18 protein-coding genes are annotated in these 20,771 nt (G+C 41.4%); 15 read left to right on the forward strand and 3 right to left on the reverse strand.

Annotation, left to right across the window (positions count from 1 at the left end; translation table 11 throughout):
• Nucleotides 1-4: 4 nt before the first annotated feature.
• Complete coding sequence (locus GL182_RS15345) at nt 5-475, reverse strand: nucleoside triphosphate pyrophosphohydrolase family protein (RefSeq protein ID WP_163380656.1); 471 nt, start codon at nt 473-475, stop codon at nt 5-7.
• 82 nt (nt 476-557) lie between these two features.
• On the reverse strand, nt 558-1,331 hold the full coding sequence (locus GL182_RS15350; protein ID WP_163380657.1) for a hypothetical protein: 774 nt from the start codon (nt 1,329-1,331) through the stop codon (nt 558-560).
• 460 nt (nt 1,332-1,791) lie between these two features.
• Here GL182_RS15350 and dapF point away from each other — a divergent pair, with 460 nt between their 5' ends.
• From dapF to GL182_RS15375, 5 genes are read left to right on the forward strand one after another with little or no spacing between them, the layout of a single operon-like run.
• Entirely contained in the window at nt 1,792-2,604 is an 813-nt protein-coding gene (gene dapF / locus GL182_RS15355) for a diaminopimelate epimerase (RefSeq protein ID WP_163380658.1), read from the forward strand.
• A 13-nt stretch (nt 2,605-2,617) separates the two neighbouring features.
• Nucleotides 2,618-5,998 (forward strand): preprotein translocase subunit SecA, encoded by a 3,381-nt coding sequence (gene secA / locus GL182_RS15360; protein ID WP_163380659.1) that lies wholly within the window; start codon nt 2,618-2,620, stop codon nt 5,996-5,998.
• 11 nt (nt 5,999-6,009) lie between these two features.
• Complete coding sequence (locus GL182_RS15365) at nt 6,010-6,555, forward strand: hypothetical protein (RefSeq protein WP_163380660.1); 546 nt, start codon at nt 6,010-6,012, stop codon at nt 6,553-6,555.
• Nucleotides 6,542-7,732, forward strand: a complete 1,191-nt coding sequence (locus GL182_RS15370; protein WP_163380661.1) for a M20 family metallopeptidase — start codon at nt 6,542-6,544, stop codon at nt 7,730-7,732. Before GL182_RS15365 ends, GL182_RS15370 begins: the two co-directional genes overlap by 14 nt.
• Before the next feature lie 23 nt (nt 7,733-7,755).
• The gene (locus GL182_RS15375) at nt 7,756-8,526 is read left to right on the forward strand and encodes a S1/P1 nuclease (RefSeq protein ID WP_163380662.1); all 771 of its coding nucleotides are present in this window, start codon (nt 7,756-7,758) and stop codon (nt 8,524-8,526) included.
• A gap of 3 nt (nt 8,527-8,529) precedes the next feature.
• Here GL182_RS15375 and GL182_RS15380 read toward each other — a convergent pair whose 3' ends face one another.
• Nucleotides 8,530-9,222 carry a ComF family protein gene (locus GL182_RS15380; RefSeq protein ID WP_163380663.1) on the reverse strand — a complete coding sequence of 231 codons (693 nt, stop codon included), beginning with the start codon at nt 9,220-9,222 and terminating at the stop codon, nt 8,530-8,532.
• Between the two features lie 139 nt (nt 9,223-9,361).
• On the opposite strand from GL182_RS15380, the gene GL182_RS15385 reads away from it, so the two are divergent.
• From GL182_RS15385 to GL182_RS15430, 10 genes are all read left to right on the forward strand, one after another.
• Nucleotides 9,362-9,727 carry a hypothetical protein gene (locus GL182_RS15385; protein ID WP_163380664.1) on the forward strand — a complete coding sequence of 122 codons (366 nt, stop codon included), beginning with the start codon at nt 9,362-9,364 and terminating at the stop codon, nt 9,725-9,727.
• Nucleotides 9,727-10,488, forward strand: a complete 762-nt coding sequence (locus GL182_RS15390; protein WP_163380665.1) for an exodeoxyribonuclease III — start codon at nt 9,727-9,729, stop codon at nt 10,486-10,488. The genes GL182_RS15385 and GL182_RS15390 overlap by 1 nt, the downstream gene beginning before the upstream one ends.
• 39 nt (nt 10,489-10,527) lie before the next feature.
• Nucleotides 10,528-10,929 carry an ATP-binding protein gene (locus GL182_RS15395; protein WP_163380666.1) on the forward strand — a complete coding sequence of 134 codons (402 nt, stop codon included), beginning with the start codon at nt 10,528-10,530 and terminating at the stop codon, nt 10,927-10,929.
• A 1-nt stretch (nt 10,930) separates the two neighbouring features.
• Nucleotides 10,931-11,383 (forward strand): rRNA maturation RNase YbeY, encoded by a 453-nt coding sequence (gene ybeY, locus GL182_RS15400; protein WP_163380667.1) that lies wholly within the window; start codon nt 10,931-10,933, stop codon nt 11,381-11,383.
• 50 nt (nt 11,384-11,433) lie between these two features.
• Nucleotides 11,434-13,299: a tRNA uridine-5-carboxymethylaminomethyl(34) synthesis enzyme MnmG gene (gene mnmG / locus GL182_RS15405; protein WP_163380668.1), complete on the forward strand. Its 1,866-nt coding sequence runs from the start codon at nt 11,434-11,436 to the stop codon at nt 13,297-13,299.
• A gap of 58 nt (nt 13,300-13,357) precedes the next feature.
• Entirely contained in the window at nt 13,358-14,185 is an 828-nt protein-coding gene (locus tag GL182_RS15410) for a class I SAM-dependent methyltransferase (RefSeq protein WP_240469848.1), read from the forward strand.
• Nucleotides 14,186-14,256: 71 nt separating this feature from the next.
• Complete coding sequence (locus tag GL182_RS15415; RefSeq protein ID WP_240469849.1) at nt 14,257-15,933, forward strand: Ig-like domain-containing domain; 1,677 nt, start codon at nt 14,257-14,259, stop codon at nt 15,931-15,933.
• A 703-nt stretch (nt 15,934-16,636) separates the two neighbouring features.
• Nucleotides 16,637-17,071 (forward strand): MarR family winged helix-turn-helix transcriptional regulator, encoded by a 435-nt coding sequence (locus tag GL182_RS15420; protein WP_163380671.1) that lies wholly within the window; start codon nt 16,637-16,639, stop codon nt 17,069-17,071.
• Between the two features lie 24 nt (nt 17,072-17,095).
• Nucleotides 17,096-19,501 carry a 3-hydroxyacyl-CoA dehydrogenase/enoyl-CoA hydratase family protein gene (locus tag GL182_RS15425; protein ID WP_163380672.1) on the forward strand — a complete coding sequence of 802 codons (2,406 nt, stop codon included), beginning with the start codon at nt 17,096-17,098 and terminating at the stop codon, nt 19,499-19,501.
• A gap of 84 nt (nt 19,502-19,585) precedes the next feature.
• Nucleotides 19,586-20,761: an acetyl-CoA C-acyltransferase gene (locus tag GL182_RS15430; RefSeq protein WP_163380673.1), complete on the forward strand. Its 1,176-nt coding sequence runs from the start codon at nt 19,586-19,588 to the stop codon at nt 20,759-20,761.
• Nucleotides 20,762-20,771 lie beyond the last annotated feature (10 nt).

Genomic DNA, 20,771 nt, shown 5'->3' on the forward strand with positions numbered 1-20,771 from the left:
CTTTTCAGGGGTTTTGCAAAATGGATTCCAAATCTGCCGGTGAGTAATGAATGGATTTTAGGGTCTTATTATCAGCACTTCTGTAGACCAGGTAAGTGCCCTGATCACAGACAAAATAGCAATCTATCCCTTTGTTTTGGTAATGGTTTACGGTTTCCATCGCTTCCGCTTCTTTATTGCAGGCCTTGCTCATGTTTGATCGCTGGACTTCCTCAAACAACGCTTGAAATTTATCTCCAAGGCCAAATTCCAGGATGGCTCCAGATAGCACATATTGAATATCGCATAAAGCATCGGCTACCTCTGTGAGATCCTGCTTGTCAATGGCTTCCTTTAATTCCTGCAATTCTTCAGCGATCAAGTCCACCCGGAGTTGACACCTGGAAGGAGAGGGGATGCGGGGTTCAGCTAAAACAGGGTGCTTAAAGGTCTGGTGGAATCTGGCTACAGCAGACAGGCATTGTGGTTCTTTCATTTGTCGTTAGCGTATGTCTTTCCAAATAAAAAAAGAGCCTGCTTAAGAAGCAAGCCCTTTTAAATTTAAAACCTTTTTTTGGTTAGGATTTCCTTTCGAATTTAACCGATGATTCCAGGTTACCTTCTATTTTGCTGTACAAACTGGAATTGCCATCCACATCACCGGGTCCAATCTCTATTATTCCATCGGAATTTCCATCTACGGCAGCCTCAAAATCTACTCCCTGGAACAAATCTTCCAAATCAAAGACCAGCAACAGTTCCGTGTTTTCATTGACCTCATGTCCCTCATCATTTTCCGCCATGGCCCTGATTTCACTTTCCACATCCATCCAAATCTGGCTGGTTTCTCCGTTAATTTCTCCATTTATCCACAGGGATTTTCCATACATGGGATCATCATTGTCCACTGAGGTATTGGTATACAATTCAAATTGAATTTCCTGATAGTTGCCTTTTGGCGTGTTTCCTTCGCCGATAGCAGAAACCCTGGCCTGTCCATCACTGATCAACACCAGCGTTTGGGGTTCCCCGGAAGCAGCACCAAGCGCTGTATTTACATTAGATTTCAAGATTATACTGCCCAGGTCTATGCCGGCTACTATATCTGCTTCAGCAGCATATTTCATCTCCATATCTTTCGTACCTACTTGAAATGCCGACACTACCATGGCATTTAGCATGCTTCTGGCTCCCGGATCCGAAGCTGCAGATTGCCTCGCTGTGGATTGTAGCTGTACTTCTTCCTGATTTTCCGGTGGATTGTTTTCTTCTTCCGTTTGGCACGAAACCAACAACAGAAAAATTCCTAAACAAAGTCCGGAGGTAGTCAATTTCTTCATTGTGATTAGCATAATAAATTGGTTTGGTTCGGGTTTCCAACAGGCAAGGTATATGCCAAAAATTATATCAACAGCGTGATAATAGATGTAAATGGCTTATTTTAAGTGATTAATAAATTTTAATTTTCAAAAAGGCTAATCCTGAGTTTGGCACTTCCGGGCCTCTATTCCTGATTGTTTCAGGAAAAATTCTACAAATTGAGGTTGTCCTACAAGTAGTATATCCAACGGACATCAGGGCGTTATACATGTCTTTATTTAAGATTCCATTTTCCAATCCTCAAACATGCATTCCAAAACATCCGTACTTTCCCCGGGAAATTCCATAGTTAATTGAATATAAACCCGAAATTTCGGACAAGATGATTATTTTTGTATTTCATGCTGATATTGGTGAGGTTTTTGATGCAGTAAGCGCACCAAACCTGTTTCCTTTAAGTTAGTTATCAGGATGTAACTTGTTTAGCTTCAAATGGATATCAAATTTTATAAATACCAGGGTACAGGAAATGATTTCATCATGTTGGATGGAAGGGAATATTCACTTGGAGAGGATGCTATCCACCAAATAAAGTTCCTTTGCCATAGAAAATTTGGAATCGGGGCAGATGGTCTGATCATTCTCCAGGAAAAAGAGGGGTATGATTTTGAAATGTGCTACTATAATGCGGATGGAAGCCAAAGCATGTGTGGCAATGGTGCCAGGTGTGCCGTCGCTTTTGCCGCCTTTTTGGGTATCATTTCGGAAAAAACCGTTTTCCTTGCCATAGATGGCCCGCACCATGCCCGCATTTCAGGCGATTGGGTGGAATTGGAAATGGGGGATGTACAGAAGGTCCAGCCTGTGGGAGAGGATTTTTTTGTGGATACCGGATCTCCTCATCATATCGTTTTTGTGGACCAACTGCAGCAGTTTGATGTGTTGGGTAGGGGCAAAAAAATCCGGCATGATGTGCAAAGATACCCCAAAGGCACCAATGTGAATTTTGTGCAAGGGCTAGCAAAAAATCACATTCAAGTCAGAACCTTCGAACGTGGGGTGGAAGATGAAACCCTTTCCTGTGGAACCGGTGTGACCGCCTGCGCTTTGGTATATGGTGCACAACAGCAACAAAATTCAATAAAAATTACCACCTTGGGAGGAAACCTTGAAGTACGGTTTAACGAAGATAATAATGGTGGATTCAAAAACATCATTCTGGCAGGACCTGCCAGGCAAGTATTTTCAGGAAATATTGCATTAATTCCTGAGGTCAAAGAAAAAGAAAATTTAGGACAGCGATAAAGAATTTACATATATGATAGAAGCAATAGCAAAGGGGTTGGCAAAAGTTTTTGGTACAAAATCTGACCGTGACATCAAAACCTTGAGCCCAGCGGTGGCGCTGATCAATTCCGCCTATGATCAACTGTCATCTGTTTCGGATGATGAATTGAGAAATGAAACCAAAAGCATCAGAAATACTATAGACGAAGACCTCAAGGAGTTTGATGATAAAATTGCCCAATTGAGACAAGAGATTGATTCGCTTAATCCGGATCAGGTACAGGCAAAAGATGCCTTGTTTAATGATATAGATAAAGTAGAAAAAGACCGGGACGAGGCTCTTGAAGTCAGCCTTGAAAAGGTACTGCCGCGTGCATTTGCTGTGATTAAAGAAACAGCCCGCCGACTCAAGGAAAACAAACAACTGAAGGTTACTGCCACGGAAACTGACCAGGAAATGGCAGCATCCAAGTCCTATGTGGAGTTGGAAGGAGAACATGCCATCTGGCACAACAAGTGGACGGCAGCTGGGGTGGAAGTCACCTGGGACATGCTGCATTATGATGTACAGCTTTTGGGTGGTGTTGCCTTGCACAGGGGCAACATTGCAGAGATGGCAACCGGTGAAGGTAAAACCCTGGTTTCAACACTTCCGGCCTACCTCAATGCACTTTCCGGAAGAGGCGTCCATATCGTTACAGTAAACGATTACCTGGCAAAAAGAGACTCCGAGTGGAATGCGCCATTGTTTGAGTTTCATGGATTAAAGGTAGATTGTATCGACAAGTATCCACCCAATTCGGAAGGCAGAAAAAAAGCCTATCAATGTGATGTGGTATATGGCACCAATAATGAGTTTGGATTTGACTACCTGAGGGATAACATGGCCAGAGATGCCAAGGATCTGGTACAGGGAAAACACCATTTTGCCATGATTGATGAGGTTGACTCCGTTTTGATAGATGATGCGAGGACGCCACTGATCATTTCCGGTCCGATTCCAAAGGGAGATCAGCACGAGTTTTATGATATGAAGCCCCGGGTATCTACTCTGGTGGATGAACAAAGGAAACTGGTTCAAAACTTCCTTACCGAAGCCAAAAAACTCATCAAGGAGGGTAAGGAAAAGGAAGGCGGATTGGCCTTATTCAGGGCATTCCGGGGACTTCCCAAATACAAGCCATTGATCAAGTACCTTTCCGAACCAGGTATCAGGGTTATCCTTCAGAAAACAGAGAACTTTTACCTGCAGGATAATAAGCGCAACATGCCTGAGGCGGATGAACCCTTATTGTTTACCATCGATGAAAAATCCAACAGTGTAGACCTGACAGACAATGGCATTGAAACCATTACCAGAAAAAATGAAAATGCAAGCTTCTTTATCCTTCCGGATATAGGTAGCGAAATTGCCGACCTGGAAAAAGACGAGGCAATAGATGACAAGGAAAAGCTGATAAGAAAAGAAGAACTGATCAAGGATTACGGGGTAAAGGCGCAACGAATTCATACGGTCAATCAGCTGCTCAAGGCCTATTGCATGTTTGAAAAAGACACCGAATACATTTTGGTAGATGGCAAAGTGAAAATTGTGGATGAGCAGACAGGTCGGGTCATGGAAGGAAGAAGGTATTCTGACGGCTTGCACCAGGCAATAGAGGCCAAGGAAAATGTAAAAGTAGAAGATGCTACGCAAACCTATGCGACCATCACCTTGCAGAATTATTTCCGGATGTACCACAAACTTTCCGGCATGACCGGTACAGCAGAAACCGAAGCCGGAGAGTTCTGGGAAATTTACAAGTTGGATGTAATTGTCATACCAACCAATAAACCCATACAGCGACAAGACCGCGAGGACAAAGTATATAAGACCGTTCGGGAAAAATTCAATGCTGTTGTTGATGAAATCAATGAACTGACAGATGCCAACAGGCCTGTATTGGTGGGTACCACATCCGTAGAAATTTCAGAATTGCTCAGCCGGATGCTGACCATCCGGAAAATCAAACACCAGGTCCTGAATGCCAAGCAACACGCCCGGGAAGCAGATGTGGTAGCAGAAGCGGGCAAACCCAAAACCGTCACCATTGCCACCAACATGGCCGGTAGAGGTACAGATATCAAACTTACCCCTGAATCCAAACAGGCCGGCGGCCTGGCAATCATCGGTACCGAGAGGCACGAATCCCGAAGGGTAGACCGACAGCTAAGGGGTAGATCCGGCCGGCAGGGAGACCCCGGTTCCACCCAGTTTTTTGTATCCCTGGAAGATAACCTGATGCGCCTTTTTGGCTCAGAAAGAATAGCCAAACTTATGGACCGCATGGGCTTGGAAGAAGGGGAAGTGATCCAACATTCCATGATTACCAAATCCATTGAAAGGGCACAGCGTAAAGTGGAAGAAAACAACTTCGGAGTAAGGAAGAGACTGTTGGAATACGATGATGTAATGAACAGCCAACGGGAAGTCGTTTACCGAAGAAGAAAAAATGCTTTGATCGGCGACCGTCTGGAGCTTGATATCCTGAACATCATGTATGATGTTGCGGAGGATTTGATTGAAATGGCCAAGGCTACTGAAGACCTGGAAAACCTGAGAATGAATATTTTCAGTTCATTGGGACTGGATTACCAGTTTACCGAAACGGACCTCAAAGAAAAAGATGTCGCCAGCCTGACCAAAATCCTTTTCAATGCAGCTTACGAAAATTACATCAAGAAAAACCAGAACATTCTGGAAAGGGCCATGCCTATCCTCAAGGATGTGCATAAAAACAGGGGAGCTACGGTAAAAGAAATCATGGTTCCCATCTCCGATGGCATCAAACAGATAGGAGTAGTCATCAACCTGGAGTCCACCATAAGCAACGAGGGCAGAGACCTGATCAGGGCTGTGGAAAAGACGGTGACCCTGGCCATTATAGATCAAAACTGGAAAGAGCATCTCAGGGACATGGACGATTTGAAGCAGTCGGTACAAAATGCGGTGTATGAACAAAAAGACCCTCTATTGATTTATAAATTCGAGGCTTTTGAAATGTTTAAACGCTTCCTGGGTAAACTGAATGATGATATCGTTTCCTTTATTTCCAAATCCGATCTCCCCAAACAAGATCCGGAACAAGTAAAGGCGGCTCAGGCGCAGAAAAAGGCAGAACCCCGTGTGACCGCTTCAAAAGAAGAGGTGGCCAGCAGCCTGGGAAACCCGGGGGGACGAAGAGCCGCCATCGCCAATAGTCGGGCCACAGCCAGCAGGGAACCGGTAAAGCCCAGAAAATCAGAAAAAACCTATGGGCGAAATGACAAGGTGTCTGTCAAGTATGTGGATGGCAAAATCAAAAAAGACGTAAAATATAAAAGCGTGGAACAGGATATTTCTGAAGCAAAATGTGTGGTAATAGAAGATTAAATCCCTACATCATGTTAAAAAAAACAAGCATCTATTTATTATCACTGTTGCTTTTTAGTAGTTGCGGCATCATCAATATACGCAAAACAGGAGACACAGCCGATAAGTTTGACAATTATACGGAAGACCTTACCGGCTCCAGGATACAATTTGAGGATTTGCCTGTTCCTAGTTTTTCTTCTTCTGCTGTTGATAATTCAGGCCCCATCAATCAGGATCTGGAGCGCAGAATTGGCCAAATCACAGAGGAAAACGATAAAGAAAAATTCGTTAATGGGTTTACCATTTTAATCTACAGCGGTGCAGATAGGGAAAGAGCGTTTGAGGTTAGAAATGAGGTCTATTCAGAATTTCCTGATATTCAAACCTATATGGAATATAACCAACCCAGGTACCTGGTCAAGGTAGGCCGCTACATCAATAAAATTGAAGCCCTGGCTACCTATGAAAAAATGAATGAAAATTTTCCAAGCTCCCGGATCACTCCAGATCGTTTTTTGAAGAACCGGGAGAAAGAGGAAAAGAAAGAAGAAAACTTAGAGGATGCTGAAAAATAAAATTCAAGAACTTGCTGATCAATACAAATCAGACACAATCGATATCAGAAGACACCTGCATGCACACCCGGAGTTATCCTTTGAGGAAAACGAAACCGTTGCCTTTGTAGCCGATAAGCTTCGCTCCTTCGGGATCAGCAAGCTCAGTCCCAAAGCAAATACCGGCTTGGTTGCCTTAATCGAAGGAAAAAACCCATCAAAAAAAACGATTGCCCTGAGAGCAGACATGGATGCGCTTCCCATTACAGAAGCGAACGAGGTGTCTTATAAGTCTAAAAACCAGGGAGTAATGCACGCCTGTGGTCATGATGTACATACTTCCTCTCTTTTGGGAACGGCCCGAATTTTAAATGAACTCAAAACTGATTTTGAAGGTACCATAAAACTGCTTTTTCAACCGGGAGAGGAAAAAGTTCCGGGTGGTGCCGCCATGATGATTGCTGACAAAGCCCTACTGGATCCTAAACCTACTGCCATTCTTGGGCAACACGTCATGCCACTGATACCGGTAGGAAAAGTAGGCTTTAGAAAAGGAATGTACATGGCCAGTGCAGATGAACTTTATATCAAAGTCCGGGGAAAGGGTGGCCACGGTGCCATGCCCGAAACGCTGATAGATCCGGTCTTGATCAGCGCACATATTTTAGTAGCCCTTCAGCAGGTAGTCAGCAGAAAAGCAGATCCCAAAACACCTTCTGTACTGTCTTTTGGTAAGGTAATAGCCGATGGCGCTACCAATGTCATTCCTAATGAAGTAAATATTGAGGGTACCTTCCGCACATTGAATGAGGATTGGAGGAAAGCAGCGCATGAACAAATGATTAAAATAGCCAAGGGAATTGCTGAAGGCATGGGAGGAGAAGTCGATTTTGAAGTTCGCAAGGGCTATCCCTTCCTGAAAAATGAACCTGAGCTTACTGAAAGATCCATACAGGCGGCCAAAGCGTACCTGGGAGAAGAAAATGTAGTGGATCTGGATATTTGGATGGCTGCGGAGGACTTTTCCTATTATACCCAGGAAATGGACGGATGCTTTTACAGGCTGGGTACCAGGAATGAAGGTAAAGGAATTGTCTCAGGGGTACATACACCCACCTTTGACATTGACGAAGATGCGTTGGGTTTAAGCACCGGCTTAATGGCCTGGTTGGCATTGGAAGAATTAAAACACAGCTGATTTAAGCTTTCTTAATCACAGAAATGAAAAGTACCGCACTTAGCCTGATTCTTACGGCAGGCCTCATTTTGAATTGTTTTGCATGGGGACAAACAGGCCATCGCGTAGTAGGTCAGATAGCAAGCTGGCACCTCAGCAAAAAAGCAAGCAAAAACATTCAGGCCATCCTAGGGCCCGAATCATTGGCCATGGTGTCTACCTGGATGGACGAGATCAAATCCGACCCCAGTTACGATTACCTGAACTCCTGGCATTACCTCACAGTAAAAGCGGGAGAAGGCTACAATCCGGATTTGCAGGAAAAAGATGGAGATGCCTACGGCAAAACCAAAATGATCATCGCTGCCTTAAAAGGCGGAAAATTAGATGCAGACCAAAAGGCTGCCTACCTCAAAATGCTGGTACATTTGGTAGGAGACCTGCATCAGCCACTTCATGTAGGAACTGGAGAAGACAGGGGAGGAAATGATGTAAAGGTTAGCTACTTTAACGATCGCACCAATTTGCATGCGGTATGGGACAGTAAAGTGATTGATGGAAAGAACCTGAGCTATACCGAACTGGCTGACCACCTCAACAGAAGGGTCAATAAAGCCCTTATTCGAAAATATCAGAATGACCCTCTGGAAAAGTGGCTGCAAGAGGCCGTGGATTTGCGTCCCGTTATTTATGATTTGCCGGAAGATGGTAAGCTTTTTTATGACTACGGTTACCAAACCTATCCCATCATGGAACAACAGTTGCTGGCAGGAGGCATACGACTTGCCGGTATTCTCAACGAAATTTTCGGATGAAGCTCAATTGCCGGCAGCAATCGCAATAAAATCGATTGAATGGGGCTGATGCTCCTGAAGGGTTTTTGCGCATGCAGCCAGGGTCGCACCAGTGGTCAGCACATCATCCACCAAAAGTATTTTTTTACCCTTGATTTCCTCTGAGTTGCAGGCTTCAAAAACCTCAGCTACATTTTCCCACCTTTCCATCCTGCTTTTATTCGTTTGGGTTTGGGTAGGAGTTTTCCTAATCAAATGGTTGGAACAGGTAATTTTCAAACCAGTAGCCATTCCCAAAGCAAACTGTTCACTTTGATTGTAGCCTCTTTTTAAGCGCTTTTTGTAATGCAGGGGGACCGGCACTACCTCATTCCAGGATTCGTTGAACCCATTTTCCCATAAAAATGAACCATACATCTGGCCCAAAATCTTAGCCAATAAAGGTTTATTTTTATATTTGATCTGGTGCAACACTTTTTGGCTCAACCCTTTTTTTGAAAATCGCAGGTAGGACATTACCCTATCTACCGGAGCTAAGCCCAAAACCTTATTTTTCAAATCATTGTCTCTGGGCACAAGGTGGTAATTGGTGATTGGCAATTGGGAAATACAAATTTTACACAACTGACTTTCAAAGGGAAAAAGGCTTCGCTTGCATATGCAACAGGTTTCCGGAAAAACCAGGGATAAAAAATCTTGCCAATAATTGAAACGCATACCTAATTTGGGTTGTTTTTAAGTATTGAGCCATTATACCTGTTATATTTGCAGGATGCAGACCGTTATGAATTTAGGTAAAATTCGTAAAGGAAAAAAGGGCGGGGCAATGGTAAACGCAATTAAAAATCTTTCATGAATGGCATTATTAAAAAAGGATCTGGATCTTGAAAAGAGATGGGGAAAACTACTGGAAGGCCTGGGGGAAATCTTCGGTAAAAAACCTGCCGACTTAAATGCCGTACTCTTTATTATTGGTGTTCAGGAATTGGGTAAGGGGCCCCGACATTTTTCAAAAGAGGAAAAGCAAGATTTGATGCATATTGCCACTTGTAAACTCCTGAGCTTGTCAGGGTTTTATACCTTGGATTTTATTGATCAGGATGGCTGGCCTCACTGGAAATTGGAAAAATCCTTACCGCATTTGAACGCCACAGAACAGGAAAAATTATTGAAAATCCATGTTTTGGAGTATTTTGAAGAAGAATTTGAAATAGACATTTAATGAAGATCATATCGTACAATGTCAATGGTATCAGGGCAGCCATCAAAAAAGGTTTTGTAGAATGGTTAAGAGATGCTGACCCGGATATCATTGGGCTACAGGAAATAAAATCCCTGGAGAATCAAATTGACACCAACATATTTAAAGACATGGGATACCATGTCTACTGGTATCCGGCGGTAAAAAAGGGATACAGCGGGGTAGCCATTTTGAGTAAAATGCCGGCCAATAAGGTTACCTATGGAGTAGGCATGGATGCCTATGATGATGAAGGGAGGATGTTAAGGGCTGACTACAATGAATTCTCTTTTATCAGTGCCTATTTCCCTTCAGGGACTACAGGAGATATCCGCCAGGATTTCAAATACAGATTTCTGGACGACATTTACCATTACAGCCAGGACCTGATAAAGGAATACCCCGATATGATCATTAGCGGAGATTACAACATTTGCCACAAAGCCATTGACATACACAATCCCATTTCCAATAAAAACACATCCGGATTTCTACCGGATGAGCGGGCTTGGATGGATAAATTAACATCTTCTGGATTAGATGACAGCTTCCGGTTAATGAACAAGGAACCCCATCAGTACAGTTGGTGGAGTTATCGCGCAAACGCCAGGGCCAATAATAAAGGATGGCGGATAGATTACCATATGACTACACCATCCATAAGCAAAAAGATAAAAGGTGCAAGCATATTACAACAGGTTCATCACTCAGACCATTGCCCGATTAGCCTGGAATTGAAATAGTAAATAAAAATTTAATCATGATTAAAGCCTAAAAGATCAATGAAATCAATAAAAATTTCTATTCCATCTATTATTGAAAATATAACTATTATTGAAAGTTTCATTGACAATGCCAAGGAAAAGTTTCAAATCAGTGATGACATTTACGGCAATATCATGATTTCGGTAACTGAATGCGTGAGTAATGCCATTATTCATGGAAACAAGGAAGACAAGAAGAAGTCCGTACGCTTGGAGCTCCGTTTCCTGGAGGATCAGTTGAAATTTATCATTGAAGACGAAGGCCTGGGCTATGACTACCAACACTTGAATGACCCGACCTCTCCTGAAAACCTGGAAAAGTCGGGCGGCCGCGGCGTATTTATCATGAAGCACCTATGTGATGAAATCCATTTCGAAAATGAAGGAAGTAAAATAACACTTACTTTTTACATGAATTGATATGGCCATACATTTTTTTGAAGAAGGTATCCAGTCAAAAATAACCCAGAAACGGAAAATAAAGCTTTGGATCACAGAAATAGCGAAAGAGAAAAAATTCCGCATCCAGACACTCAATTATGTCTTTTGCACAGATGATTACTTATTAGAGATCAACAAAAATTACCTAAACCATGATACCTACACAGATATCATCACGTTTGATCAATCAGAGTTCGAAGGAGAAATAGAAGGAGACATCTACATCAGCATTGACCGGGTAAAGGAGAATAGTAAAATTCTCGAGACAAAATACGAAGAAGAACTACTAAGGGTTTTGATACACGGATTACTTCACCTCTGTGGTTACAAAGATAAAAACCAACGAGAAAAAGAAACCATGCGAAGGGAAGAAGAAAAGGCGATGAACTTGTTTCAAAACCTAGGTGTTCCACGTGGAACACCGAATCAATAAATACAAATACAACACAAGTGTTTCACGTGGAACACCTGAAAATTGACAATATGTTTCCAGTATATGATGTTATAGTAGTAGGAGCAGGGCATGCCGGCTGTGAAGCGGCTCATGCAGCAGCAAAGATGGGCTCAAAGGTATTGCTATGTACCATGAACATGAATACCATAGCCCAGATGTCTTGTAATCCTGCTATGGGAGGAGTAGCAAAGGGTCAGATCGTTAGAGAAATTGATGCACTCGGCGGAAAGTCAGGAATAATCTCGGACAAGTCCATGATTCAATTCCGAATGCTGAATAGATCTAAAGGGCCAGCCATGTGGTCCCCCAGAAGTCAGAATGATAGGATGCGTTTTGCTGAAGAATGGCGACTTGCTTTAGAAAGTACTCCCAATATAGATTTCTGGCAAGAAATGGTAACGGGCATAATCGTTAAAGATAAAAGAATCAAGGGTGTCCGAACCAGCCTGGGACTGGAGATTCAAGCCAAATCAGTGGTATTAACTAATGGAACATTCCTCAACGGTATCATCCATATAGGAGAAAAACAAATGGGTGGTGGTAGGACAGGAGAGAGGGCAGCAAAAGGCATCACGGAAAACCTATTGGAACTAGGTTTCGAATCAGGTAGGATGAAAACAGGTACGCCTCCCAGAGTAGACGGAAGAAGCCTGAATTATGAGGTGATGGAAATCCAGGAGGGAGATGAAAACCCCGAAAAATTCTCTTATTCAGACACAACACTAGCGCCCTTAAAGCAAAAAAGCTGCTGGATCACCTATACAAATAAAGAAGTTCATGAAACACTGTCAGAAGGATTTGACAGGTCTCCCATGTTTAATGGTAGAATACAAGGATTAGGCCCCAGGTACTGTCCATCCATTGAAGACAAAATCAACCGCTTTGCAGAAAGGGAAAGACACCAGATATTTGTAGAACCGGAAGGGTGGGACACTGTAGAAATATATGTGAATGGTTTCTCTACTTCCTTACCAGAGGATGTACAGCTAAAAGCACTTCGGAAAATAACAGGATTCGAAAAAGCAAAAATGTTCAGACCAGGCTATGCCATAGAATACGATTATTTTCCTCCCACACAATTGAAACTGAGTCTGGAAACAAAACTGATTGACAACCTCTTTTTTGCCGGACAGATAAACGGCACAACAGGATATGAGGAGGCAGCGTCACAGGGATTGATTGCAGGTATTAATGCACACAATAAAGTAAAAGAGATAGAACCTTTTATATTGAAGAGGTCTGAGGCATATATTGGGGTTTTAATCGATGATTTGATCAACAAGGGCACAGAAGAACCTTACCGCATGTTTACTTCAAGGGCTGAGTTTCGTCTATTGCTAAGGCAGGATAATGCAGACCTGCGACTAACTCCCTATGGATATGAAATGGGACTGGCAGATGAAAGGGATTTTCTCCGCACAAAAGATAAAGAATCAAAAACGGATGAACTCATTAACAAATTAGAAAAAACCCGCTTGTCTCCTGACACAATCAATCCAGGACTTATCAAACACCAAACAGCCCCGATTAAGGAAAACATCACAGTCGAAAAATTACTTAAAAGGCCCCAGTTAGGAATAAACGATATAGCACAGATGAACGATTCCTTAAGAGAAGAACTGTCCCAATATGGTAAAAATATCCTTGAACAGGCCGAAATACAGATCAAATACAGGTCATATATAGATAAGGAAAGGCAAATGGTCGAAAAAATTAGCAACCTCGACCAATTGAAAATTCCGAATCACATGGATTATAGTTCTATCAAAGCACTGTCTGCTGAAGGACGACAAAAATTGGGGAAAATCAAACCTGAAACTATTGGACAGGCATCCAGGATAAGCGGTGTATCCCCCGCAGATATGTCAATTTTAACCATCTACTTAGGAAGATAAAATGTATGAAAGATTAACCAAATGTCCACTTTGCAAAAGTGGACTTTTTATTAATCACATGGTCGTAAAGGATCATGCCATTAGTAAAGAATCATTCATTATATGCGCCTGCAAAAACTGTCAGTTATGGTTTACCAATCCCAGACCAGATGAGAAAAATATTGCCAAATATTACAATGGAGAAAACTATATATCTCACCAAAATAAAAACAAAGGAATTACAGATCTCATTTATAGGGTTGTAAGAAAATACACACTGAGACAAAAGCTAAAACAAATCAACTCCCGTTCCAAACACAGAGGGAAGCTACTGGATTATGGTTGTGGCCTGGGCAATTTTGTAAAAGTTTGCCAGGAAAACGGATGGACAGCTTACGGTATGGAACCCAATGAACAAGCCGCTCAAATAGCCATAAATCAAACCAAAATAAACCTGATAAAAGATCTAACAGCTTTAGAAACAGAAAAAAAATTTGATGTAATTACGCTCTTTCATGTGTTGGAACACATCCATCAGCTTAATAAAACGGTAAAAGTTCTATTAAGCAAACTAAAAAAAAGAGGACTGCTTTTTATCGCCGTACCCAACAGGGAATCACAGGACGCCACCTATTTTAAGGAAAACTGGGCTGCCCTGGACGTACCAAGGCATCTGTACCATTTCAATGAAACGTCGATGAAATACCTGGCAGAGAAAAATGATTGTAGAATTACAGAAATTTTACCCATGACCTTTGATAGCTATTACGTATCCCTGCTAAGCCACCAATACTCCGGATCAGACAACAACTATCTAAAGGCATTGAAATCTGGCTATCTATCCAATAAGGCTGCCAAAAAAAATAACAATTATTCAAGCTTACTTTTCATTATCAAAAAGAAATGAAATTTATCATTCGGTATTTATTTACAATTACAGTCATTACAATAAGTTCTTGTGCCAAACAAAGTTCACCCATGGGAGGCCCAAGAGATGAGGATCCACCCGTATTATTAAACACAATTCCTGAAGATCAAAGCACCAATGTAAGTCCTGAAGACATTTTCCTGGAGTTCAATGAATTCGTAAAATTAGAAAACCCAAATCAATCCATCATTATTACTCCCAGGGTAGAGACAGATAAAATCGAATTTTTAGCTATTAGAAACAGGGTAACCATCACTTTAAACCAGGAACTGGAGGAAAATACAACCTACCTATTCAATTTTCAAAAGAGCATACAAGACATCACAGAAGGAAACCCCGCCGACAGGCTAAAACTGGTTTTCTCTACAGGAGATGCCATAGACAGCCTTAAGGTATCCGGACAAGTAGCGTTTAGCGACCCATTTGAAGAACCTGATTTCAATGATGTGATCGTAGGTTTATACGCCATCGAAGATACCACCGACCTCTTTAACGCTGCTCCATACTACATTGCACAACCAGATTCACTGGGGAAATTTGAAATTTCAAATATCAAAGCAGGAAAATTCAGGGCGTATGCCTGGCTGGACGATAACAATTCCCTAAAAGCGGAATTCAGAAATGAAGCCTATGGATTTGCCCCAGAGATAATCAACGTAGAAAATAACCTCGAAAACCTTCAAATTAACATGGCAAAGGGAGACATCTCAGATTTGAAAATTAATAGAAGCTCCAAAACAGGAGGTAATTTCGATATCATTCTTAGCAAACCTATTGCTGAATTTGCCATAGAACATCCTGATAAAAATAACACCCTTTTTTATCGTTTACAAGATAAAAACATCAGGCTATACCACAGCGAACTTAAAAATGACAGCATACAAGTTAACATCCAATTGAAGGATTCCGTTGGATTTAAAGTTGATACTACCCTATATGCTGGTTTCGAAGAAAGTGAAAGAACGAAGGAAAAATTTGAAGTCACGACAAATACAGGTGCTAAGTTTAGTCAGAAAATAGAAGCCAAACTGGACTTTAACAAACCACTGTATGATATCGTTTATGATTCTCTTTTCATTGAATACGATACAGCCTCATACATCCCAATCGACCCATCAATGATTAGCCTGGCAGACAGCAATCACCTGCGAACCACCATAAGGATAAATGTACCTTTACCGGACTCCATAAAAAATACCACCTTTAAATTGTATGCTGCTGACTCCACCTTTAAAGATGTAGAAGGTGAATGGAATGAATCAGCTGTAGAAGCGACATATAATAAGTTAAAAACGGATAACCTGGCCGATGGGATTAATGGAACAATCAACACAGAAGAAAGACCCATTATACTCCAACTTTTAAATAGCAAAGGGGAGTTGATTAGAGAAAAATATCTGTTGGATACCAATTATTTCGAATTTACAGACATAGAAGCCACCAATTATAAACTCCGGGCAATCGTAGATAGAAACAAAAATGGCCGTTGGGATCCAGGTAACTATTATGAAAACATCCAACCAGAACCGATTTATGCTTTCTTTGATACGGAATCAAATAAACATGAATTCATACTAAGGGGAGGTTGGACATTGGATGACCTGATCATCGAACCCAGAAAAGATTCAGGAATAGTAACAACACCAATACCAAGCATTGACCAAGCACCAATTACATTGCCTTTGGATATATTGGAAATAAGTGAAGAAGATCTATTAAATAATTGATAACCAATTACTTAAATATAAAAATTAGAATTCGCCTTTAGATATTTGTTCCTTAATAATCGAAGTTCCATTACTCTGGATCGGAAAAACATCGGTAATCTCGAAATCATTGGTATGTTTCAAACTTATCTCATCCTGGATTCAAATCGATGTTAACAATCCACCATATAGGGTGGATAATACTAGCACTAACTTATCTAACCAACAATCATAAACGAATTTAAAGAGTCCTTAAAGAATCAAAAATAATTATTGGTGATAACCACAGATTTGTACACCATTATTCACAGTCAATCCCCATTTTATCTTATCCCCAACAAAAGTTTAAAGTTATCAACCAAAAATAAAGCCAGTACTTTAAACTATTGGCAATCAAATATTTAAACAAAAGTAAAATGTGGGATTACTGTGAATAAAAAAAGCTAAATACCCAACTGAAGTGAACAACTTTTTTCTGGACTGATTACCCACATGTCCACCTCATAATAATAACCATGTGTTTTTTAAATTCAATAATTCTTAAAATAATTACCTTGTTGATAAGTTCGTTTCAGGCCAGTCGCTCCATTCAGTAATTACCGCATTGTTTTAATTTGTTAGGGATTGGCAACATTTTTTAAGTTGTTTGAAAAATTAATTTTAGGATTTTATTATGCATGCATAATTTTTTTCGTTATATTAAAACTGAAATGAGCTTTAATAAATGAAAAAAGAGGAAACCATTGATTTTCATATCAAATCCTGTTGGCATTCTATATCAAGAATGTACAATCAAAAAGCCAATATGGAGGGTATAACGACATCTATGGGCTTTGTTCTGATAAACATTCATTCTATTGAAGGAACGGCAGCCACCAAAATAGCTCCCATGATGGGATTGGAGACCAGGAGTCTGACTAGGATATTAAAAACGATGGAAGAGAAGGGTTTAATTAGGAAATCTCCTGATCCTACTGACAAAAGATCGGTAAGAATTTTCCTTACCAACTTAGGGAAAGAAAAAAAATCAGCTGCTGTACAAACCATAAATAATTTCAATCAACAGATCCGTCATGCCTTGACAGATGAGGAATTGAAATCATTCTTTTCTCTATTTAAAAAAATCAACCAGGTTATACAGCAAATTCAGAAATCTTAGACCGCAACTACAAATAATAAACCAATGAAAAGAACCATAAAAAAAGTAGCCGTTTTGGGATCAGGAATTATGGGATCCCGAATTGCTTGTCATTTTGCAAATATTGGCGTTGAAGTGTTGCTTTTGGACATCAGTCCAAAAAAACTTAATGAGAAAGAAGAAAAAAAAGGTTTGACCCTTGATAACGTTTCAGTTAAAAACCGAATAGTAAATAAAGCCCTGGAAGATACCCTTTCTTCAAAACCCTCGCCAATTTATGACAAGGATTTTGCAAATCGCATCACCACTGGCAACTTTGATGATGACCTGCCGAAGATAAAGGATTGTGATTGGATCATTGAGGTAATCATTGAAAACCTGGAAATCAAGCAAGGCCTCTTTGAAAAAGTGGAAAAATACAGGCAAGCCGGAACATTGATTTCCTCCAATACATCAGGTATACCTATTCATTTGATGGCTGATAACCGATCTGAAGATTTTCAGCAGTGCTTTGCAGGAACCCATTTTTTTAACCCTCCCAGGTACCTCCGATTGTTGGAAATTATTCCTGGACCCAATACTAAACCTGAAATCATTGACTTCCTGATGGACTATGGGGATAGATTTTTGGGCAAGGAAACCGTATTGTGTAAAGATACTCCTGCATTCATTGCCAATAGGATCGGTGTTTATGCCATCATGTCGGCAATTCATACCATCGAAAAAATGGGCATGGGTGTATCAGAAGTTGATAAGTTGACAGGAACGGTCATTGGCAGGGCTAAATCCGGAACCTTCCGAACTTTAGATGTAGTCGGATTGGATACAACTGTTCATGTGGCGAAAAACTTGTATCAGGTGCTGGAGCATGACGAATCCAGGGAGCGGTTTAATCTTCCAAAAAGTGTAGAAGTATTGAATGAAAATGAATGGTATGGGGATAAAAGCGGCAAAGGTTTTTACCACATGATCCGACACGATGATGGCAAGAAGGAACTCAAAGAAATTGACTTTGGTACTTTTACCTATAAACCAGCAGAGAAACCTAAAATCAAAGCCCTGGATGATTCCAAAGGAATTGATAACCTGAAGGAAAGAATTAAATTTCTGGTCAATTATGAAGATAAAGCAGGTGAATTCTACAGGGCTACATTTTATGATCTATTCAGGTACTGTACATTTCGAATTCCTGAAATAGCTGATGAATTGTACCGAATTGATCAGGCGGTATGCGCAGGATTCGGTTGGGAATATGGCCCCTTCGAAAACTGGGATATACTCGGCGTAAAGGAAACGGTGGAGCAGATGGAAAAATCCGGTCAAAAACCTGCCGATTGGGTCTATGAAATGCTGGAAGCGGGTATTTCCAGTTTTTACCAGGTCATTGATGGCAAAAAGAATTACTATGATATTACTTCGAAGACCTATAAAGAAATACCAGGATTGGAGGACTTTATTTTATTGGATACCTTAAAATCAGCAAACAAAAAGTTATGGAACAATGAAGGAGCCTCCATTTATGATTTGGGTGATGAGGTGATAGGATTGGAATTTCATACCAAAATGAATTCCCTTGGTCAGGAAGTGGTGGAAGGAATCAATCAGGCCATTAGTTTGGCAGAAAAATCCTACAAAGGCCTGGTAATAGGCAATGAAGGAAGCAATTTCTCAGCTGGTGCCAATTTAGCCATGTTGTACATGTTTGCGGGAGATCAGGATTTTGATGAAATTGATATGATGATTGCCCAATTTCAGCAAACCATGATGCGGGCCAGATTCTCATCGGTTCCTGTAGTGGTTGCGCCTCACAATATGGCTTTGGGAGGGGGATGCGAATTATCCCTGCACGCTGATGCGGTGCAGGCTCATGCCGAACTATATATGGGATTGGTGGAAGTTGGTGTAGGATTAATCCCCGCTGGGGGAGGTACCAAAGAAATGACGCTAAGGTTTTCAAAAAACCTGGTTTCAGGTGATGTAGAGCTCAACCGATTGCAGGAAACATTTATGAATATAGCCACGGCCAAAGTTTCGACTTCCGCTGAGGAAACCAAAAAGCTAGGTTACCTGGAACAAAAAGATAGCTTATCCCTGAATCGAAAAAGGCAACTGGCCGATGCAAAAGAAAAGGTTTTGATGCTGTATGATGCTGGTTATACCCAGCCACTTGAAAGGGAAGATATTCGGGTATTGGGTAAATCTTCTTTGGCTTTGTTTGAAGCAGGAATTACCGGTATGCGCTATGGCGCCTATATTTCTGAGCATGATGCCAAGATTGCCCGCAAGCTAGCCTGGGTGATGAGTGGGGGAGATTTGTCTGAAACGACAGAAGTAAGTGAAACTTACCTTTTGGAGCTGGAAAGGGAAGCTTTCCTGAGCCTTACCGGAGAAAAGAAAACCCTGGAAAGGATTCATAGTATTCTATTTAAGGGAAAACCTTTAAGGAATTAAGCAATCAACTGATGCTGGCAGGAAGGTACATTTCCGTAATGCCACTGGCAGCTATTATCCTCAAAAATTAAAACAAATCTAACAATGGACGCATATATCATCAAAGGTTATCGATCAGCAGTGGGAAAAGCAAAGAAAGGAAGTTTCCGGTTTTACCGACCGGATGATCTGGCAGCTGATATTATCAAACATTTAGTTGGTGAAATTCCGGGTTTGGAAAATAAAATGGTCGACGATCTTATTGTAGGCAATGCCATACCGGAAGCAGAGCAGGGCATGCAAATGGGTCGGATGATTTCCCTGTTGGCACTTGGCAAAGAAAACCCCGGCTTTATAGTAAACAGATACTGCGGTTCAGGAATAGAAGCCATTGCACTGGCCACAGCAAAAATAAGAATGGGAATGGCTGATTGTATCATAGCGGGTGGCACAGAATCCATGTCCCTGATACCCATGATGGGTTTTAAAACCGCTTTAAACTGGAACATAGCTTCCCAAAACCCCGATTATTACCTGAGTATGGGTCTGACGGCAGAAGAATTGGCGAAAGATTACAAGGTAAGCCGGGAAGATGCGGACCTCTTCTCAGTCCAATCACATGAAAAGGCTTTGGAAGCCATAAAGAGTGGCAGATTCAAGGATGAAATTGTTCCGGTAGAGGTAGAAGAAACTTATCTTGACGAGAATAAAAAACGGCAAACAAAAAAATTCACAGTAGATACAGATGAAGGTCCTAGGCCGGGTACTACCATGGAGGTTTTGGCCAACTTGAAACCGGTATTTAAGCAAGGAGGCCAGGTAACTGCGGGAAATTCTTCTCAAACATCCGATGGGGCCGCTTTTGTGGTGGTAATGTCGGAGCAGCTGATGAAAAGCTTAAATCTGGAGCCCCAGGCAAGATTGGTTTCCTACAGTGTCGCTGGAGTAGAACCCAGGATCATGGGTATTGGTCCCAAAGAAGCTGTACCTAAAGCTTTGAAGCAAGCCGGATTAAGCCTAAACGATATTGACCTGATTGAATTAAACGAAGCCTTTGCTGCCCAGGCCCTGGCCGTCATCCGATCATTGGATTTTGATCCGGATATTGTTAATGTGAATGGTGGCGCAGTGGCCCTGGGTCATCCGCTGGGCTGTACAGGTGGAAAACTGACCGTACAAATGATGCATGAATTGGCCAAAAGGGACAAAAAATACGGTCTGGTCACTGCATGTGTCGGAGGAGGTCAGGGAGTAGCAGGAGTAATCGAAAGGCTCAGCTGAAGAAGAGACT

Origin of the sequence: Cyclobacterium sp. SYSU L10401 (assembly GCF_010993705.1) — a bacterium.
Lineage (GTDB): Bacteria > Bacteroidota > Bacteroidia > Cytophagales > Cyclobacteriaceae > Cyclobacterium.

Coding starts and splice junctions, on each gene's coding strand:
- GL182_RS15425 (WP_163380672.1), top strand. CDS start 17,096: ATGAAAAGAACCATAAAAAAAGTAGCCGTTTTGGGATCAGGAATTATG.
- GL182_RS15365 (WP_163380660.1), top strand. CDS start 6,010: ATGTTAAAAAAAACAAGCATCTATTTATTATCACTGTTGCTTTTTAGT.
- GL182_RS15350 (WP_163380657.1), bottom strand. CDS start 1,331: ATGCTAATCACAATGAAGAAATTGACTACCTCCGGACTTTGTTTAGGA.
- GL182_RS15430 (WP_163380673.1), top strand. CDS start 19,586: ATGGACGCATATATCATCAAAGGTTATCGATCAGCAGTGGGAAAAGCA.
- GL182_RS15390 (WP_163380665.1), top strand. CDS start 9,727: ATGAAGATCATATCGTACAATGTCAATGGTATCAGGGCAGCCATCAAA.
- GL182_RS15380 (WP_163380663.1), bottom strand. CDS start 9,222: ATGCGTTTCAATTATTGGCAAGATTTTTTATCCCTGGTTTTTCCGGAA.
- dapF (WP_163380658.1), top strand. CDS start 1,792: ATGGATATCAAATTTTATAAATACCAGGGTACAGGAAATGATTTCATC.
- secA (WP_163380659.1), top strand. CDS start 2,618: ATGATAGAAGCAATAGCAAAGGGGTTGGCAAAAGTTTTTGGTACAAAA.
- GL182_RS15370 (WP_163380661.1), top strand. CDS start 6,542: ATGCTGAAAAATAAAATTCAAGAACTTGCTGATCAATACAAATCAGAC.
- mnmG (WP_163380668.1), top strand. CDS start 11,434: ATGTTTCCAGTATATGATGTTATAGTAGTAGGAGCAGGGCATGCCGGC.
- GL182_RS15385 (WP_163380664.1), top strand. CDS start 9,362: ATGGCATTATTAAAAAAGGATCTGGATCTTGAAAAGAGATGGGGAAAA.
- GL182_RS15415 (WP_240469849.1), top strand. CDS start 14,257: ATGGGAGGCCCAAGAGATGAGGATCCACCCGTATTATTAAACACAATT.
- GL182_RS15420 (WP_163380671.1), top strand. CDS start 16,637: ATGAAAAAAGAGGAAACCATTGATTTTCATATCAAATCCTGTTGGCAT.
- ybeY (WP_163380667.1), top strand. CDS start 10,931: ATGGCCATACATTTTTTTGAAGAAGGTATCCAGTCAAAAATAACCCAG.
- GL182_RS15395 (WP_163380666.1), top strand. CDS start 10,528: ATGAAATCAATAAAAATTTCTATTCCATCTATTATTGAAAATATAACT.
- GL182_RS15375 (WP_163380662.1), top strand. CDS start 7,756: ATGAAAAGTACCGCACTTAGCCTGATTCTTACGGCAGGCCTCATTTTG.
- GL182_RS15345 (WP_163380656.1), bottom strand. CDS start 475: ATGAAAGAACCACAATGCCTGTCTGCTGTAGCCAGATTCCACCAGACC.
- GL182_RS15410 (WP_240469848.1), top strand. CDS start 13,358: ATGGTCGTAAAGGATCATGCCATTAGTAAAGAATCATTCATTATATGC.